Source organism: Agrobacterium sp. Azo12 (genome assembly GCF_029193765.2).
Classification (GTDB): domain Bacteria; phylum Pseudomonadota; class Alphaproteobacteria; order Rhizobiales; family Rhizobiaceae; genus Agrobacterium.
Genome location: NZ_JARFYO020000001.1, coordinates 3,243,734 through 3,261,932 on the forward strand (window position 1 = coordinate 3,243,734; position 18,199 = coordinate 3,261,932).

General features: G+C 55.3%; 15 protein-coding genes. 6 read left to right on the top strand and 9 right to left on the bottom strand.

The window, feature by feature from the left end; genetic code table 11:
• Positions 1-109: 109 nt before the first annotated feature.
• From PYL13_RS15470 to PYL13_RS15480, 3 genes are all read left to right on the top strand, one after another.
• Positions 110-1,333: a lytic murein transglycosylase gene (locus tag PYL13_RS15470; RefSeq protein WP_275641907.1), complete on the top strand. Its 1,224-nt coding sequence runs from the start codon at positions 110-112 to the stop codon at positions 1,331-1,333.
• Positions 1,334-1,396: 63 nt separating this feature from the next.
• Positions 1,397-2,620: an SGNH/GDSL hydrolase family protein gene (locus PYL13_RS15475; RefSeq protein ID WP_441296669.1), complete on the top strand. Its 1,224-nt coding sequence runs from the start codon at positions 1,397-1,399 to the stop codon at positions 2,618-2,620.
• Between the two features lie 133 nt (positions 2,621-2,753).
• Positions 2,754-2,939, top strand: a complete 186-nt coding sequence (locus PYL13_RS15480) for a hypothetical protein (protein WP_250982220.1) — start codon at positions 2,754-2,756, stop codon at positions 2,937-2,939.
• Between the two features lie 85 nt (positions 2,940-3,024).
• Here PYL13_RS15480 and PYL13_RS15485 read toward each other — a convergent pair whose 3' ends face one another.
• The 3 genes from PYL13_RS15485 to gltB are packed head-to-tail and all read right to left on the bottom strand — an operon-like array spanning position 3,025 to position 9,409.
• The gene (locus PYL13_RS15485) at positions 3,025-4,482 is read right to left on the bottom strand and encodes a glutamate synthase subunit beta (protein ID WP_275641909.1); all 1,458 of its coding nucleotides are present in this window, start codon (positions 4,480-4,482) and stop codon (positions 3,025-3,027) included.
• 14 nt (positions 4,483-4,496) lie between these two features.
• On the bottom strand, positions 4,497-4,655 hold the full coding sequence (locus PYL13_RS15490; RefSeq protein ID WP_303299113.1) for a hypothetical protein: 159 nt from the start codon (positions 4,653-4,655) through the stop codon (positions 4,497-4,499).
• An 8-nt stretch (positions 4,656-4,663) separates the two neighbouring features.
• Positions 4,664-9,409, bottom strand: coding sequence for a glutamate synthase large subunit (gene gltB, locus PYL13_RS15495; RefSeq protein WP_275641910.1), 4,746 nt, complete (start codon positions 9,407-9,409; stop codon positions 4,664-4,666).
• Between the two features lie 360 nt (positions 9,410-9,769).
• Between gltB and PYL13_RS15500 the strand changes: the two genes are divergently transcribed.
• Complete coding sequence (locus PYL13_RS15500; RefSeq protein ID WP_275641911.1) at positions 9,770-10,825, top strand: threonine aldolase family protein; 1,056 nt, start codon at positions 9,770-9,772, stop codon at positions 10,823-10,825.
• A gap of 35 nt (positions 10,826-10,860) precedes the next feature.
• Here the strand turns inward: PYL13_RS15500 and PYL13_RS15505 are convergent, their stop codons facing one another.
• Positions 10,861-11,721 carry a LysR family transcriptional regulator gene (locus PYL13_RS15505; protein WP_275641912.1) on the bottom strand — a complete coding sequence of 287 codons (861 nt, stop codon included), beginning with the start codon at positions 11,719-11,721 and terminating at the stop codon, positions 10,861-10,863.
• An 89-nt stretch (positions 11,722-11,810) separates the two neighbouring features.
• Between PYL13_RS15505 and PYL13_RS15510 the strand changes: the two genes are divergently transcribed.
• A complete protein-coding gene (locus PYL13_RS15510) occupies positions 11,811-12,815 on the top strand; it encodes a bile acid:sodium symporter family protein (protein WP_275641913.1) in 1,005 nt (334 codons plus the stop codon).
• Between the two features lie 34 nt (positions 12,816-12,849).
• Here the strand turns inward: PYL13_RS15510 and PYL13_RS15515 are convergent, their stop codons facing one another.
• From PYL13_RS15515 to PYL13_RS15525, 3 genes are all read right to left on the bottom strand, one after another.
• A complete protein-coding gene (locus tag PYL13_RS15515) occupies positions 12,850-13,332 on the bottom strand; it encodes an Hsp20 family protein (RefSeq protein WP_192488087.1) in 483 nt (160 codons plus the stop codon).
• Positions 13,333-13,497: 165 nt separating this feature from the next.
• A complete protein-coding gene (locus PYL13_RS15520) occupies positions 13,498-14,082 on the bottom strand; it encodes a YceI family protein (protein WP_275641914.1) in 585 nt (194 codons plus the stop codon).
• Positions 14,079-14,660, bottom strand: a complete 582-nt coding sequence (locus PYL13_RS15525; protein WP_275641915.1) for a cytochrome b — start codon at positions 14,658-14,660, stop codon at positions 14,079-14,081. Before PYL13_RS15525 ends, PYL13_RS15520 begins: the two co-directional genes overlap by 4 nt.
• A gap of 348 nt (positions 14,661-15,008) precedes the next feature.
• Between PYL13_RS15525 and PYL13_RS15530 the strand changes: the two genes are divergently transcribed.
• On the top strand, positions 15,009-15,950 hold the full coding sequence (locus PYL13_RS15530; protein WP_275641916.1) for an alpha/beta fold hydrolase: 942 nt from the start codon (positions 15,009-15,011) through the stop codon (positions 15,948-15,950).
• A gap of 20 nt (positions 15,951-15,970) precedes the next feature.
• Here PYL13_RS15530 and hisN read toward each other — a convergent pair whose 3' ends face one another.
• Together hisN and PYL13_RS15540 are read right to left on the bottom strand one after the other, a co-directional pair.
• The gene (gene hisN / locus PYL13_RS15535) at positions 15,971-16,747 is read right to left on the bottom strand and encodes a histidinol-phosphatase (RefSeq protein WP_259142861.1); all 777 of its coding nucleotides are present in this window, start codon (positions 16,745-16,747) and stop codon (positions 15,971-15,973) included.
• A gap of 403 nt (positions 16,748-17,150) precedes the next feature.
• Positions 17,151-18,035, bottom strand: a complete 885-nt coding sequence (locus tag PYL13_RS15540) for an N-formylglutamate amidohydrolase (protein ID WP_192488084.1) — start codon at positions 18,033-18,035, stop codon at positions 17,151-17,153.
• Between the last annotated feature and the right edge of the window lie 164 nt (positions 18,036-18,199).

The following is an 18,199-nucleotide window of genomic DNA, read 5'->3' on the forward strand; positions in this document are numbered from 1 at the left end:
TACGAACGGTTAATGGTAAAGAATTTGTTGACATTAATTTGTTATCACATCGTGAAGCCCGATGCGTATCTCGCCATCGAAATGAAATTCGAGAGACGAAAGACTGACGATGAAAAAGCTGATCCTTTCAGATGTCCGTAAATTTGGCTGCATGGTTTTTGCAGGCTTAGCAATAACTTTGACCCCAGCGTCCGCCAGCGCGGATGCTGGTTTTCGAAAATGGATCAACGACTTTTATACCACTGCCGCTAAAAGTGGTATTACCAAGGCGACATATCAAAAGGCTTTTTCAGGCGTCACTGAACCAGACCCAGAAGCCTTGCGCAAAGCAAACTTTCAGCCGGAATTCAGCAGCCAGATCTGGGACTACCTGGATTCGCGCGTAAACCCGTACACGGTCCGCATTGGTCGCGAAATGAAGGCCAAGCACGCCTCGACGCTGAATGCCATCGAGCGTCACTTTAACGTCGATAAGAACATCCTGCTCGCCATCTGGTCGATGGAATCGAATTATGGTGCCGTTCTGGAAAAGCCTGAACGCCTGCATCACATTCCAACCACGCTGGCAACGCTTGCCTATGCCGATCCGAAGCGCGCGAAATTTGCCAGAACGCAGCTGATTGCCGCCTTGCAGATTCTCCAGAACGGCGACGTGTCGGCGAAAAACCTCACCGGTTCCTGGGCAGGTGCCATGGGCCACACGCAGTTCATTCCTACCAGCTACCTGCTTTACGCGGTTGATGCGGATGGAAACGGCAAACGCGATATCTGGCACTCCATTCCTGATGCTCTGGCAACCGCCGCCAATCTTCTGGCGAAGAATGGTTGGGAGCCCGGCAAAACATGGGGTTATGAAGCCGCTGTCCCCTCAGGTGCCGGTCGCTATGAAGGCCAGACAAAAACTCTGGCGGAATGGGCAAAGCTTGGTTTCGCCAGACCGAATGGCAAGGCGTTTCCACGCGGCTCCGACAGAGCGCAACTGGTCATGCAGGGCGGAAAATCCGGCCCTGGCTTCCTGATGATGAAAAACTTCTTCACCATCAAGAAGTACAACGCTTCCAACAGCTACGCGCTTGCTGTCGGTCTTCTGGCAGATGAAATTGCCGGTTATGGCGGCATGCAGCAGCGTTGGCCACGCCCGGATGGCACGCTGGATATTAGTGAAAAATTCGAACTGCAAAGCCGCATGAAGGAACTCGGTTATTATGATGGTGAAATCGACGGAAACTTCGGTTCCGGCTCGAAGGCAGCCATCAGCGCCATCCAGCAACGTCTGGGCATGACAAATGACGGCGAACCATCGCAGCGACTTCTGCGTGCACTGAGGAACTGACAACCCTGAAGCAGGCTTCCGGTTATAGGCAAGCCTGTGATATGGTATGTCATACGAGGATGCATCATGAATAAGCAGGCAAAGATCAACAAGCCAGCCCGGCTTCGCGCAGGCGCGAGTGCTCTGTGTGTGCTTGTTGTCCTGCCTCTTTTTTCCTCACCTGTGTTCGCACAGGAACGTGAGCGACCACGTACTCTCATGGATATGCTGTTTGGCGGGCGCCAGCGCGAAATGCGTGACGGCCGCCAATTGCGGGAGGAGGAGCCGCGCGTAAGGCGTCCCCCTCCCCGCGAACGCTCCGTTTCGCGCCCGCAGACACCGCGCACGACACCATCCGTCACGCAGATGCGCACCACAGCCCCGGCCGCACCGGTTACCAAACTTGAAAATGCCCGCCGCGTTCTGGTCGTCGGTGATTTTCTGGCCAGCGGCATGGGTGACGAGCTGACCAAGACCTTTGCTTCATCACCGGCAATTGCCGTTGATGTCAGAGCAAATGGTTCGTCCGGCCTTGTCCGTACAGACTATTATGACTGGCTGTCCAACCTTCCGAATTTCATTCAGGAGGTCAAACCTGCCGCCGTCGTCATCATGCTCGGTTCCAATGACAGGCAGCTGATGATGATTGGCGATCTCAGGGAAAAATACGGCACCGATCTGTGGTTCAAGGAGTATGAGCGGCGCATCGATGCGCTGGCAACGATTGTTTCGCGGCAGAAGATACCACTTTTGTGGGTCGGCCTGCCCGCCTTCCAGTCCCCGTCTCTCACCACAGATTTTGTCGGTTTCAACCGCCTGTATCGCAACCACACCGAAAAACACGGTGGCGAATTCGTGGATGTCTGGGACGGCTTTGTCGATGAAGGTGGCAAGTTCATCATAACCGGTTACGACGTCAATGGACAGCAGGCCCGCCTGCGTGAGGCGGACGGCATCGGCATGACGCAGGCCGGCAAACGCAAGCTCGCCTTCTATGTCGAGAAGTTCCTGCGTCGCCACGTCGATACCGCCGCCCCAGAACAGGATTTGAACGCAAGCAATCTGCCTGCTCTCACGTCCCTGCCTGCGCTTGGCATTGATGCCGGGCAAGTTAGAACGCAGCCGATCAGCTTGACCGACCCGGAACTGGACGGTGGCAATGCATTGCTGGGAGACAGGCCAGCACCGGCCACCATTCGCGAAACACCACGCGAACTGCTGATCAAGCGCGGTGAAATGGCCGATGCGCCGTTGGGCCGCGTCGACGATTATCGCATGCCAACACCAGATACCGACACCACGGAATAATATCCGGCCGCAACAAGTAGGCCTGCAGTCCATCACATAATATTAAAACAGGAACGTTCCTGAAACGCTTTGGTTAAGCTTGGGGCAGAGCAACATTGCTTTGCCCAGATGATGGATATGAGGAGTAAACATCATGGCCCACCAAGGTGGCACGCATGACCAGCACAGCAAAGCTGGCCAGAAATCCGGAAAAGGCGGCAGCGACAAAACCCGCAGCGCATCATCCGGGGCAGCAACAGAAAACAAGACCGGAATGAAAGACAGCCCTCGCGACCAGTCGATGAAGGGCGGTCAGCAGGATCATAAAAACAAACACTGATTCTGGATGTGTCATGATCCCCGTGTTGATACGGGGATCATTTCCTCAAACAAAAGCGACCGGATGGCCGCCTTTTTTGTGGTGTTTAGCGCGGCAGAACCGTCGATCCCATCAACGCTTCGTCAATCGCATGTGCTGCCTGTCGACCTTCACGGATTGCCCATACAACCAGTGACTGGCCACGACGCACGTCACCGGCCGCCCACAGCTTGTCGACCGAGGTCTTGTAGTCGGTTTCATTGGCAACAACGTTGGTCGAACCACGGCGGTCAGTGTTGAGCGTCAGCTTGCCGTCCATTTCCTTCAGAACGCTGTCGGTGAACGGACCGGAGAAACCGATGGCGATGAATGCCAGATCAGCCTTGATGATGAATTCGGTGCCGGCAATCGGCTTGCGCTTGTCATCAACCTGGCAGCATTTCACGCCCGTCAAAACACCGTCTTCGTCACCGACGAATTCCAGGGTCGCAACCTGGAACTCACGCACCGCACCTTCAGCCTGCGAAGACGATGTGCGCATCTTTGTTGCCCAGTATGGCCAGACTGCGAGCTTGTCTTCCTTTTCAGGCGGCATCGGACGAATGTCGAGCTGCGTTACCTTCACAGCACCCTGACGGAATGCAGTGCCAACGCAGTCAGACGCCGTATCACCACCACCAACAACAACGACATGTTTGCCACCAGCCAGGATCGGGTCGGAAGGCCAGCCAACGCTGTCGATGTTTTCACGGCCGACTCGACGGTTCTGCTGCACCAGATAAGGCATGGCATCATGAACGCCATGGAAATCCGTGCCGCCAATACCGGCAGGGCGTGGGGTTTCGGAGCCACCGCAATACAGAACCGCGTCATGATCTGCGATCAGCTTTTCAACGGTCATATCAACGCCGATGTTGACGCCGTAATGGAAGGTCACGCCCTCACCCTTGATCTGCTCAACGCGACGATCGATGAAGTTCTTTTCCATCTTGAAGTCAGGAATACCGTAGCGCAGCAGACCACCAGCCTTGGATTCACGCTCGTAAACGTGAACTTCGTGGCCGGCGCGGCCGAGCTGTTGGGCAGCAGCCAGACCGGACGGGCCGGAACCGATAATCGCAACTTTCTTGCCGGTGTGAACGGTCGCAGGCTTTGGCACGATGAAGCCAAGCTCATAGGCCTTGTCGGCAATCGCCTGTTCAACGGTCTTGATCGCAACCGGTGTATCTTCAAGGTTCAGTGTGCACGCCTCCTCACAAGGCGCGGGACAGACGCGACCGGTAAATTCCGGGAAGTTGTTGGTGGAGTGCAGGTTACGGATCGCCTGTTCCCAGCCGCCATTATAGACCAGATCGTTCCAGTCTGGGATCTGGTTGTGTACGGGACAGCCCGTCGGGCCATGACAGTAGGGAATACCACAGTCCATGCAGCGTGCCGCCTGCTTCTGCACTTCGGCATCCGACATTGGAATGGTGAATTCACGGAAATGGCGAATACGATCGGACGCAGGCTGATACTTGCCCACCTGACGGTCGATTTCCAGAAAGCCTGTAACCTTACCCACTTTATATCCTCACATCAAAGCAGGGCGCCTGTCGGGCCCCAATACCAGTAAGCGAAACCAATGACCGCCCCCAGTATGATAAACTCAAATCTGACGTCGCCACTTGCAAGATAGGTTGCCGCGGGTGCGGCAACTGCAACGATTAGCGAAACCAGTCGGTGTAATGTCTTCACGCGGCGGATTACTCCGCCGCCACGCCTAGCCGCATCCGTTCCATGTCCTCAAGCGCACGACGGTATTCAACCGGCATGACCTTGCGGAACTTTGGACGGAACTCGGTCCAGCGATCAAGGATATCCTTGGCACGAGCCGAGTTGGTGTAGTGGAAGTGGTTCGAGATCAGCTGGTAAAGGCGCTCCTCGTCGTGACGTGTCATGTCCTCGGAAACGTCTACACGTCCCTTGTGCATGAGGTCGCCGCCGTGGTGGTGCAGCTTTTCCAGCATGTCGTCTTCTTCCGGGACAGGCTCCAGCTCAACCATCGCCATGTTGCAGCGGGTTGCAAAGTCTCCGGTCTCATCCAGCACGTAAGCGACACCGCCCGACATGCCAGCTGCAAAGTTGCGGCCGGTTTCACCGAGCACAACAACGATACCACCGGTCATGTATTCGCAGCCATGGTCACCCACGCCCTCGACAACAGCAACCGCACCGGAGTTTCGAACAGCGAAACGCTCACCGGCCACACCACGGAAATAACACTCGCCGGTGATCGCACCATAGAGAACGGTGTTACCGACGATGATCGAGTTTTCCGCAACGATACGGGCATTTTCCGGCGGACGAACGATGATGCGTCCACCCGACAGGCCCTTGCCAACATAGTCGTTACCATCACCCACCAGATCGAAAGTGATGCCGCGTGCAAGGAAAGCGCCGAAGGACTGGCCAGCAGTACCCTTGAGGGTAACGTGGATGGTATCGTCTTTCAGACCCTTGTGACCCCAACGCTTGGCAAGCGCACCCGACAGCATGGCGCCGGCAGAACGGTCAACGTTCTTGATCGGCACTTCGAAAACAACCGGCTCGCGGTTTTCCAGCGACGGGGCAGACTTCTCGATCAGCTTGCGGTCGAGAATGTCGTCAATCGGGTGGTGCTGGCGTGCCGTCCAGAATGTCTCCGCTTTCGGGGCATCGACCTTGTGGAAGATACGGCTGAAGTCGAGACCCTTGGCCTTCCAGTGTGCCAGCATCTCATCCTTCTCGAGCATTTCGGAAGCGCCGATGATCTCATCCAGCTTGGCAACGCCGAGCGAAGCGAGAATTTCGCGCACTTCCTCAGCTACGAAGAAGAAGTAGTTGATGACGTGTTCCGGCGAACCCTTGAAGCGCTTGCGCAGAACCGGGTCCTGCGTTGCAACGCCGACCGGGCAGGTGTTGAGATGGCACTTGCGCATCATGATGCAGCCGGCCGCAATCAGCGGCGCCGTTGCAAAACCGAACTCGTCTGCACCCAGCAGCGCGCCGATGATGACGTCGCGGCCGGTCTTCAGACCACCATCCACCTGCAGGGCGATACGTGAACGAAGTCCGTTCAGCACCAACGTCTGCTGGGTTTCCGCAAGGCCGATTTCCCATGGCGAGCCAGCATGCTTGAGCGATGTCAGCGGCGATGCACCGGTACCACCGTCAAAACCGGAAACAGTGATATGGTCCGCACGGGCCTTGGCGACACCGGCAGCAACCGTACCAACACCCACTTCCGACACCAGCTTGACGGAAACATCGGCTTCCGGATTGACGTTCTTCAGGTCGTAGATCAGCTGTGCCAAATCTTCGATCGAATAAATGTCATGGTGCGGCGGCGGCGAAATCAGACCAACGCCCGGTGTGGAGTGACGGGTCTTGGCGACCGTTGCGTCGACCTTGTGACCTGGCAACTGACCGCCTTCGCCGGGCTTTGCACCCTGTGCGACCTTGATCTGCAGCATGTCAGCATTGACGAGATATTCCGTCGTCACGCCAAAACGACCTGAGGCGATCTGCTTGATGGCAGAACGCTCCGGGTTCGGCTGGCCGTTGAGCAGCGGCGTGTAACGATCCGCCTCTTCACCACCCTCACCGGTGTTCGACTTGCCACCGATCTTGTTCATGGCAATGGCAAGCGTGGTATGTGCTTCACGGCTGATCGAACCGAAGGACATCGCACCTGTCGAGAAACGCTTGACGATTTCGACGGCAGGCTCAACCTCGTCAACCGAGATCGGCTTGCGGCCCAAAGCCTCGGCAGTCTTGACCTTGAACAGACCACGAATGGTGTTCATGCGCAGCGCCGTGTCATTCACCATCTCGGCAAATTCGCGGTAACGATCCTGGCTGTTGCCACGAACCGCGTGTTGCAGGGTCGCAACCGCATCCGGGCTCCAGGCATGGCTTTCACCACGCATACGGAAGGCATATTCACCACCGATATCGAGCGTGTTGGCAAGGATCGGGTCCTTGCCAAAAGCCGCTGCGTGGCGCGAAACGGTTTCCTGCGCAATTTCCGTCAGGCCAACACCTTCGATAGTCGTGGCCGTACCGAAGAAATATTGCTCTATGAACTCGGACGACAGGCCGATGGCATCGAAAATCTGCGCGCCGCAATAAGACTGATAGGTGGAAATGCCCATCTTGGACATGACCTTGAGAATGCCCTTACCAACAGCCTTGATGTAGCGGTAAACCACTTCATCATCAGATACTTCCTTCGGGAACGCACCGTGCTTGTGCATGTCCAGCAGCGTATCGAAAGCGAGGTACGGGTTGATGGCTTCCGCGCCGTAACCGGCCAGAAGGCAGAAGTGGTGGATTTCACGCGGCTCACCGGTTTCAACCACAAGGCCAACCGAGGTGCGCAGACCCTTGCGGATCAGGTGATGGTGAACGGCAGCGGTAGCAAGCAGCGCCGGAATGGCAACACGGTCCGGTCCAAGCTGACGGTCAGATAGAACGATGATGTTGTAACCACCACGCACGGCAGATTCTGCACGTTCGCACAGACGGTCAAGCATGTCCGGCATGCCTTCGGCACCACGCTCCACATCATAGGTGAAGTCGAGTGTCTTGGTGTCGAAACGGTCTTCCGTGTGGCCAATAGAGCGGATCTTTTCCAGATCGCCATTGGTCAGGATCGGCTGGCGCACTTCCAGACGCTTAGCGCGGGCAGCGCCGGCATGGTCAAGAATGTTCGGGCGGGGACCAATGAAGGACACAAGGCTCATCACCAGCTCTTCGCGGATCGGGTCGATCGGCGGGTTGGTAACCTGCGCAAAGTTCTGCTTGAAATATGTGTAAAGCAGCTTGGACTTTTCCGACATTGCAGAGATCGGAGTGTCCGTTCCCATAGAACCGACAGCTTCCTGACCGGTCGTTGCCATTGGCGACATCAACAGCTTGGTGTCTTCAATGGTGTAACCAAAGGCCTGCTGACGGTCGAGCAGCGAAACGTCGCGACGCAGCGCACGTGGCTCCACCGGCTTCAAATCTTCAAGGATCAGCTGGGTGCGATCCAGCCATGTGCGGTAAGGATGTTTTGCAGCAAGCTCGTGCTTCACTTCCTCGTCGGAAATGATGCGGCCCTTCTCCATATCGATCAACAGCATCTTGCCAGGCTGCAAACGCCACTTCTTGACGATACGTTCTTCCGGAACCGGCAGCGTCCCGGCTTCCGATGCCATGATGATACGGTCATCATCAGTGACCAGATAACGGGCAGGACGCAAACCATTGCGGTCAAGCGTCGCACCGATCTGCTTGCCATCGGTAAAGGCAACGGCAGCCGGGCCATCCCATGGCTCCATCAGGGCAGCGTGATATTCGTAAAATGCCTTACGCTCAGGTGACATGGACTGGTTACCAGCCCAGGCTTCCGGGATCAGCATCATCACGGCATGCGCCATGGAATAACCGCCGCGCACCAGGAATTCCAGCGCGTTGTCGAAGCACGCAGTATCCGACTGGCCTTCATAGGAAATCGGCCACAGCTTGGAAATGTGCTCGCCGAACAGCTCGGACGAAACCGAAGCCTGACGTGCAGCCATCCAGTTGACGTTGCCACGCAGCGTGTTGATTTCGCCGTTATGCGCCACCATGCGGTACGGGTGCGCCAGCTTCCAGGACGGGAAGGTGTTGGTCGAGAACCGCTGGTGAACAAGCGCCACGGCCGACTCAAAGCGTGGATCCGACAGGTCCTTGTAATAGGCACCAACCTGGTAGGCGAGGAACATGCCCTTGTAGACGATAGTCGAGGACGACAGCGATACAGGATAGAAATCCTGCGCTTCCTTGCCGCCACGCTCGTCATAGATGCGGTTGGAAATGACCTTGCGGATCAGGAAAAGCTGGCGCTCGAACTCGGCATTGGTCGCGGCGTCGCGCCCTGCACCGATGAAAACCTGCACGTGATGCGGTTCGGTCGCCGCAATATCCGCTGCCTTGGACAACGAAGCATTGTCGACAGGCACGTCACGGAAACCGAGGAACTGCTGGCCCTCTTCACCGATGACGTCGATAATGACCTTCTTGTAGTGTTCGATACGCTCGGCATCGGTCGGCATGAAGATGTGGCCAACCGCATATTCGCCAGCCTTCGGCAGCGTAATGCCCTGCTTTGCCATTTCCTCGCGGAAAAAGCGGTCCGGGATCTGCACCAGAATGCCAGCGCCATCGCCCATCAGCGGGTCTGCACCAACCGCACCGCGGTGGGTCAGGTTTTCAAGAATGAACAGGCCGTCCTTGACGATCTGGTGAGACTTCTGGCCCTTCATATGCGCGACGAAACCGACGCCACAGGCATCATGTTCATTGCGTGGATCGTACAGACCCTGACGCTCGGGAATACGACGCGCAAAGCTCTTCTGAGCGACGACGGACGCGGCCCCGGCCGCGGTGGGACAGTCAGTCGTCATGCTTGCGGCAGCAAATTCGCTTTCCGGCTTGTTGGTCATTTTGGTCCCTCCTGCAAAACATTGCATAAAACGGCAGTAAAAGCCGGACTGACGAAGCCCTTTTTTCAAGGAACCTCACAAACCGACTTATTCAATTTAGGACAGCAAGACTGTCTCAATTCTCGGTAATTTTGACAGAAAGCCCCGCCGTTCGCAAGTGCGTGCTAACAAAATATAAACATGAGTTTCGCAGTGAAATTACGACAACATGCGAGAGCGAGAAATTTTGTTACGCCATACAGCGCTTGTGCGTTGCTTTCATTGCCCGATTTGCCAACATCGCCCCAACGCCATAAAACATTCACACAGATCATTTCTTCTGGCTGCAATCCGCATCATCTCATCTGAAAGCGTAGATACATGTTTTTTGCTTCCGATAACTGGGCTGGCGCTCACCCCGCCATCAACGAACGGCTCATGAAAGAATCGACCCGCTTTGCGGCCGCTTACGGCACCAGCGAGCTCGACAAAGCCATTGAGCAAAAGTTCAACGAAATATTTGAACGGGAGGTTGCCGTATTTTTTGTTGGCACCGGAACGGCCGCCAATTCCCTGGCACTTGCCAGCGTTGCCCGCCCCGGTGGCATCGCCTTCTGTCACTCCGAAGCCCATGTCATCGAAGACGAATGTGGTGCGCCGGTCTATTTCTCCAATGCCTCGCGCTTGATGCCGGTTGCCGGTCCGGCTGGCAAAATGCTGCCAGAGAATCTGAGCGCCGCCATTCGCCGCTTCCCACCCGGCTCCATCCATCAGGGCCAGCCAATGGCTGTGACCGTCACCCAAGCAACCGAGGTTGGGACGGTTTATTCGCTTGATGAAATCGATGCTATTTCGGCGATTGCCAAACAGCATAACCTGCCGCTGCACATGGATGGCGCACGTTTTGCCAATGCACTGATGACGCTCGGCACCAACCCGGCAGAAATGACCTGGAAGCGCGGCGTTGACATCCTGTCGTTCGGCGCCACCAAAAACGGCTGCTGGTGTGCGGAAGCCATCGTTTATATGGATCCGAAAATGGCAAAAGACCTGCCGTTCATGCGCAAGCGTTCGGCACAGCTGTTCTCGAAAACCCGTTTCATCGCCGCACAATTCGAAGCTTACTTTAATGACGGCCTTTGGCTGGCACTGGCCGGCCACGCCAATGCCATGGCGAACCGCTTGCGCACAGGCATCGAAGCCTCCAACAGCGCCCGCCTTGCATGGTCTACACAATCGAATGAGCTGTTTGTGGTCCTGCAAAAGGAAACCGCGCTTGCCGCGAAACAACAAGGCGCCCATTTTTATGACTGGGCTGTCCCGCATGACATGGCCGAGCCAGTACAGGAAAATGAAACGCTGATCCGTCTCGTCACCAGCTTTGCAACCAGCGAAACCGATGTCGACAGCTTCCTGGCGATTTGCGGCGCCGCCTGATTATCCCAGGCCTCGATCAACATCACCCCATGCGCTTAGGGCGTATGGGGTGCAATCGCCACCTTGGCAACAACACGTGCAGCCAGCGCCTCGACCAGCTCCGGGTTGGCACCCTTTCGCGGCACCAGCACAAACTCCACATCCTCCAGCGCAGGCAGACTGCCCTGAGTGATTTCACGCAAGGCCGCAGGCGTCATGCTGCGTGGCTGCACCAGCACACCCATGCCGGCTTGGGCCGCCGCGACCAACCCGCTCAAACTGCCGCAGGTACAGACAATCCGCCAGGCAATGCCTTTGCGATCAAGTGCTTCCTGCGCCACCTTCCGCGTTATGCTCGGTTGCGGAAAGGCAATAAGCGGTACAACACCGTCATGGGCTTTGAGAATTTCCGGATCACGTGCCAGCCACACCAGCGGTTCGCGATAGAGGAAGCGTCCAAGTCGATCGCCCAGCCGGCGCTTGGCAAGCACGACATCCAGATCACCATTATCCTGCATCTGGTAGAGCACACCACTCAAGGCAACCGTCAACTCAAGGTCGACCAGCGGGTAAAGCCGGATGAAGTCTTCCAGAATGACTGTCAGGCGGTTGGCGACAAAATCCTCGGAAACACCAAGTCGCAACCGCCCCCGCAGCCGATTTGCGGTAAAAAGCGACGATACCTTGCCATTGATATCCAGCATGGAGCCCGCATAACCCAGCAGCGCCTCCCCTTCTGCCGTTAACCTGACCTGATGGGTATTACGCTCAATGAGCCTTTGGCCAAGAAAGGTCTCAAGCCGTTGAATATGCTGACTGACGGTTGACTGACCGATACCAAGCTGTTCGCCGGCCAGCGTGAAACTTCCGGTCTGCTCCAGCGTTACAAAACTGGCGAGATGATGAAGATTGAGCATCGTTATCACAAATCACAATAACTGTTAGTCTTTGCATCCTGCTTCACGATAAGCGATATGTAAATTGAATTCCCTAAGAGACAAAGACCATGAGCCGATTTCTGCCCGACCGCTTCACCCTGATGCTGATCTGCACCGTCATTTTGGCCAGCCTTTTGCCGATCAGCGGTGAGCCCGCTGAATATTTCGGCATGGCGACCAAGCTGGCAATTGCGCTGTTGTTTTTCCTGCACGGCTCGCGATTGGCACGCGATGTGGTGATTGCCGGTATTTTGCATTGGCGTCTGCATCTGGCCATTCTTCTGGTGACCTTCGGGCTTTTCCCACTGATTGGCGTAGCGCTTGGCTATATTCCTGAAAGCATCCTGCCAGCCCCGCTTTATATGGGCGTGCTGTTTCTCTGCGTTCTGCCCTCCACCGTGCAGTCCTCCATAGCCTTTACATCCATGGCAGGCGGCAATGTTCCCGCAGCCATCTGTTCGGCATCAGCATCCAACATTTTCGGCATGTTTCTGACACCACTCCTCGTCGGCCTGCTGTTTACGGTCGGTGGTCATGGCGGTGGATTTTCGCTTGATGCCTTCGGGCAAATCTTCCTTCAGTTGCTTTTGCCTTTCATAGCAGGCCAGGCCCTGCAGCCGTGGATCGGCGACTGGATCCGGTCGCGCAAGAAGCTGCTTGCGCCTGTTGATCGCGGCTCAATCCTGATGGTGGTTTATCTCGCCTTCAGTGAAGCGGTCATCGAAGGCATCTGGCAGCAGTTCACATTGCGCGATATCGGCGTCGTTGTTGCCATCAACATTGTCCTGCTGGCCGCCGTATTGTGCGTCACCATGTTTGGCAGCCGTCTGCTGGGCTTCAACAAACAGGACGAAATCACCATCACTTTCTGCGGATCGAAAAAGAGCCTGGCAAGCGGTGTGCCAATGGCAGGCGCGATCTTTGCTGGCCAGAGCATCGGCGCCATCGTTCTGCCAATCATGCTGTTCCACCAGATCCAGCTGATGGCCTGCGCGGTGATTGCACAGCGTTATGCAAGAGCAGCTAAGGCCGCAGAAGCTGAACCCGCAAATGCAAAAACGGCCCTCACATGAGGGCCGTCCTGAATAGTATAAGTAGATATGAAGCTTAGTTGACCTGTGTCGGCGTAATCTGCGCCTCGATGGTCTTTGCACCTTCAGCAGCATCCGAAACGATCGCGATACGACGCGGTTTCATTGTTTCAGGAAGGTTACGCAGGAGGTCGATGTGGAGCAGACCGTTCTTCAACGAAGCAGATTGCACTTCCACATAATCGGCCAACTGGAAGCGACGCTCAAAGGCGCGCTTGGCAATGCCACGATACAGGAACTCGCCTTCATTCGCCTTGTCCTGCTCCGACTTCTCAGCCTTGACGGTCAACACATGGGCACGCGCCTCAATGCTCAGCTCGTTTTCATCAAAGCCGGCAACAGCCATCGTTATACGATAGGTGTTATCGCCAGTGCGTTCGATGTTGTAAGGCGGATAGCTCTGCGCCTGTTCCGGCTGCCCAACATTATCAAGCAGATTGAAGAGGCGGTCAAAACCGACGGTGGAGCGGTAGAGTGGCGAAAAATCCAAATGACGCATGGTGTCCTCCTTGAGAAGCGACTGTTTGCGGTTAAGGCTTTCATCCCGTATTGGCGATGAGGAAGCCGGGTCACGGCCCCGTTCTGGCGACCGTGACAAACAGATGGGAACAGTTTTGTCGCACTTCAAGAGGCAACGATAAAGTGAAGATTGTCGCTTGGTGACCTATCGTCTTTCACCCTCAACAGACATATCGAAATGCACGACATTAGAATAAATCGGTGTCCCGACATCCATGTCATAACGCGACCGAAAAACGTCCCCACTCACATCAAACGCAATCGACTTGCCATTCCAGCGGGTCAATTTGACATTGAAACTTTCGCTACGCTGGTGACCTTTCGCGGAAAGTTGACCGGTTACCGTTGCCGTGTCCGGCCCCGTCTGCTTGATAGCGCTGGAGCGAAAGGTGATGGCATTGAAATTCGCCGCATCGAACACCGCCGTTGATTTCAGGAACGTATCAATACGCTTTTCTCCCGCCACCACACTGTCTGGCACCAGCGTGAAAGACACCGTCGAATGTTGCAGATCGCCCGCCTCAAGTGTGAAGGAACCGGAGAATTTGCCAAACACACCCTTGATGCCGCCACCGCCAACCTGCTCCACCGAAAAGGCAATACGAGAAGACGGCGTTACAGTGTACTTGCCGGCGACCTCGCTCAACTCAGGGGCATTTGCCGCCCAGACTTGACCACTTGTGCTGGCAAGCAACAAAGCCGATGCGAATAAAAGTCCAGACCTGCTCATGCGCGTTTCTCCCTAGGCGGTGAACGACGGCGCCCCAGCATGCGCATCAACACATCATCACCACGCCAGACGTGGTGATAAAATGCGGCCAGCGCATGGAGCACGACAAGACACAACAGCGTGTAGGCAAGCGTTGCATGAACCTCTGACCACAGGGTTTCTGCACCTTCCGACTGCGCAAGCGGCAGATGCGGCACCACAAAGAGATCAAACATAAATGTTGGAATTCCAAGCGGCGACACGGATGCAATGACCCATCCCGCAAGCGGCACAAGCACGCCAAGCACCAGAAGCAATTTATGTGTGGTGGATGACAGCAGCCGCTCAAGGGCAGACAGGCTAGCAACCGGCGCAACTTTCACCGACATGCACCACTGCACCGCCCGAACAAGAGCAAGTACCAACACCAGCATACCGAAAGATTTGTGCCACTGGAAAAGCGAAAACTGCAACGCCGGATCTATATCCGGCCTGGTCATGATGTAGCCAAGGGCCAGCAATGCAAGGATCAACAGTGCGATCAACCAATGCAGCAGGATAGCAAAAAATCCATAGGCATTCCCGGAACCACGCAACATCTGGATCCTCCCGGCTGGTACCAAAATCCTCCTTTGCCAGACATTAGGCAAGCAGCAAAAATATCACGTTATCGCGACTATCGGCGCCACAGAACGATGCCCTGCAACCGGCTTGAAACTGAACTTCAAATGAACAGTCAGTTCCAAATCGGTTCATCTTTCAGGCTTTAGAAAACAGCCATCGGGGGCAACTCCGCTGACTGAAGAGTATAACGTCCCTTCTTCTTCAGTCCTGTTGGCCGGGACCGTGACTGCGCACAACCGACGGTTCCGGCATTTTTTCTTTGACGAGATAACCCACTCGACCTATCCCATTATTATCCACCATGGAATCGGCCGGAAAAGGTAATGGACGACGTTATTTTACACGCCACACCCGGCAATCCACTGCCCGAGAATTACACGGCCGGATATTTCACCGGACACCGTAACAAAAAACTGCGCTACGCGGTTTTTCGCTGCCAACAATCGGTTGCCAAGGGCACCATCGTTCTGCTGCACGGCAGAAACGAGTGCATCGAAAAATATTACGAGACAATCATCAACCTGACGACGATGGGTTTCTGGGTCGCGACGTTTGACATGCGCGGTCAGGGCGGATCGGATCGACTGATCAAAAATCCCGACGCCGGTCACGTCCATCGGTTCCGGGATTATGAGCAGGACGTCTCGCTGTTTATGGAACAGATCGTGCTTCCCGATACGCGCCTGCCCTTTTATATGGTCGCACATTCCACCGGCGCGCTGATCGCCCTGTCCATGGCACCCAACCTGTCCAACCGCATCGAGCGCATGGCCTTGTGTTCGCCGTTCATTCAACTGTCCGGGCAATCCATGCCAAGCCCTGCCGTTTTTACAATCGCAGCGACCTTGAGCCTGATCGGCCTTGGACGGATGAGGCTGGGCAAGGACCAGCGTGAACGCAACTTCATTGGCAATCCGCTGACATCAGATGAACTGCGTTTTGCACGCAATCTGACCCTGATGCAGAAAATGCCGGAACTGTTCATCGGTTCGCCAACCGCTCGCTGGGTTTATGAGACCATGAAAGCGGCAAGTCGCGTTACAAAGCAGGAACACCTGACTCATATTCACGTGCCAACCTTGGTGCTGGCGCCGGTTCTGGACCCGATCACGCCCTATGGTGCGCAGGAAGAACTGTCACGCAATTTCCGTGCAGCGCAACTCATCCCTGTGACCGGCGCCCGGCACGAATTGCTGCACGAGCGCGATATCTTCAGAAGTCAGGCGCTTGCGGCCATAGAGGCATTCTTCTCACCGGAAGAGTAACCCCGGGGCGTATCGGCCGCTCAAAGGCCGGACAGGATCTCCAATGCCTGCGCATGAACAGCTTTGCTGCCTGCCGCGATGATCCGACCCGCCGCTTCTGGCCTGCCGCCATCCCAGGTCGTTATCACGCCACCAGCCTGCTCGATGATCGGGATAAGCGCGCCGACATCATAGGGCTTGAGCGAGCTTTCAATCACCAGATCGATATGGCCGGCTGCGAGCAACGCATAGGCGTAACAATCGACACCGTAGCGGAATAGACGCACCTTATCCTGCACCCTGTTGTAACGTGGTGCTTCCTCGGCATCGAAAATATGCGGGGATGTCGTGAACAATGTCGCGGCGGAAATGTCTTTGCAATCACGGGTCTTGATCTGACGGGTACCATCAGGGCCGCTGTACCAGGAGGCCTTGCCATCTGCGAAATAACGTTCGCCGGTAAAAGGCTGATCCATGACACCCATGACAGAGCGACCGTTGCTCTGCAGACCAATCAAGGTACCCCAGACCGGAACGCCGGAAATGAAGGCGCGTGTACCGTCAATCGGATCAATCACCCAGACATGCTCACGGTCCAGACCGACGCTACCATGTTCTTCGCCGAGAATACCGTGGTCCGGATAGGCCTTGCCGATAAGCGCTCGGATCGCCTGTTCTGCCGCCTGATCACCCTCGGTGACCGGGTCATAACCACCGTCCTGCTTGTTGGTGACATCTATGCCGGTACGAAAGCGCGGCAACGTCTCTGCTTTGGCAGCATCCGCGAGAGAAAAGAAAAAATCCCGATCCGGCAGCATGACATCTCCACTTGGCAAAACAATAGCTTCAGCCTTGTAAGAGCACTGCCGGAAAAGAGGAACAGATTTTGTAGTTTTTTCGGAAAAATCATCTTGGTGAGCGCTTAGCGACCCCTCCATCAATAGAGCCCGGCAATGCAAAACCAGCACATCACAGGTAAAAATTGCATCATTTTACATCGTAAAAGCGCATCTTCTGCCTACGGCTAAGCAAATGGCACATTTATTAAGCAAAAATAAAAATGATTGACAATTGTGCATTATGGCGTATCTTTTCCATACAGTCTTTGACTGTAAATACCCTCCTTGGGTGTTTCCTCCCTAGACTCAGCCGCGCCACGAGCGCGGTTTTTTTTGCCCGTAAAAGAGCAATAAGCCATCAAACAGAAGAGATTAAAGAGAATTATTCGGCAGCCAGAGCCGAGTCGCCACAGAACTCGGTGACGAAATCACCCATTTGGCGCATGAACACTGCAAGCACCGCAGAAAGTGCTGCAAAATCACTTCTTTTGAGAAGCGTCTTTTCATCTACGTATAGCGCGCGATTAATTTCAATCTGCAAGGCATGCAGAGAACGCACGGGCCGCCCGTAATGTTCGGTAATAAAACCGCCAGCATATGGCTTGTTGCATACGGCAACAAATCCGAGTTCTTCCAGGAAATGCAATGCAGCACGTGATATTTCGGGAGAAGCGCTGGTGCCATAGCGATCACCGATAATCACATCAGGTCGGACATTGGACCCGGCAACCCGGATATTACCGGGCATCGAATGGCAATCAATCAGCACCGCCATGCCGAATTGTGAATGCGTGCGCGAAATCAGCCGACGCAGGCAGGTGTGATAGGGCTTGTAAATACCCTCCACCCGCAGCAAACCCTCTTCAACGGGTATGCGGTGGTTATAGATCTCCATGTTTTCCGCAACAATGCGCGGCACGGTTCCCAGCCCACCGGAGACCCGCATGGAGCCGATATTCGCATAAGGCGGCAACGCCCCCTCGAACATGCGCGGATCCAGTTCATATGGCTCGCGGTTCACATCCAGATAGGCGCGCGGAAAATTGGCAATCAGGAAAGGCGCACCCAGTTCAGGCGCTGCAGAAAAAAGCTCATCAACGAAATGGTCTTCAGATCGCCTGATTTCTGACGAATCAAGGCGAGACGATTCGAGAAATGAAACAGGGTAGCAACGTCCACTATGAGGTGAATTATAGACGAACGGGATTCTGTGCGTATCCGGCTCGCGGACTTCGAACAGCTCATATTCACCCGTTATCCAGTCCATTCGATGATATTTACCATGTCACAAATATGCCAATAAACATATGTTGCCAGTTGCATGGCCACAAGTCCATACTGGCGCAACCATAACCGGATTCCTCAAACGCCATTCACGGGATATTTACCCAGAGCAGGCTACAATTGGGATACGGTATTCTCAATTTTACA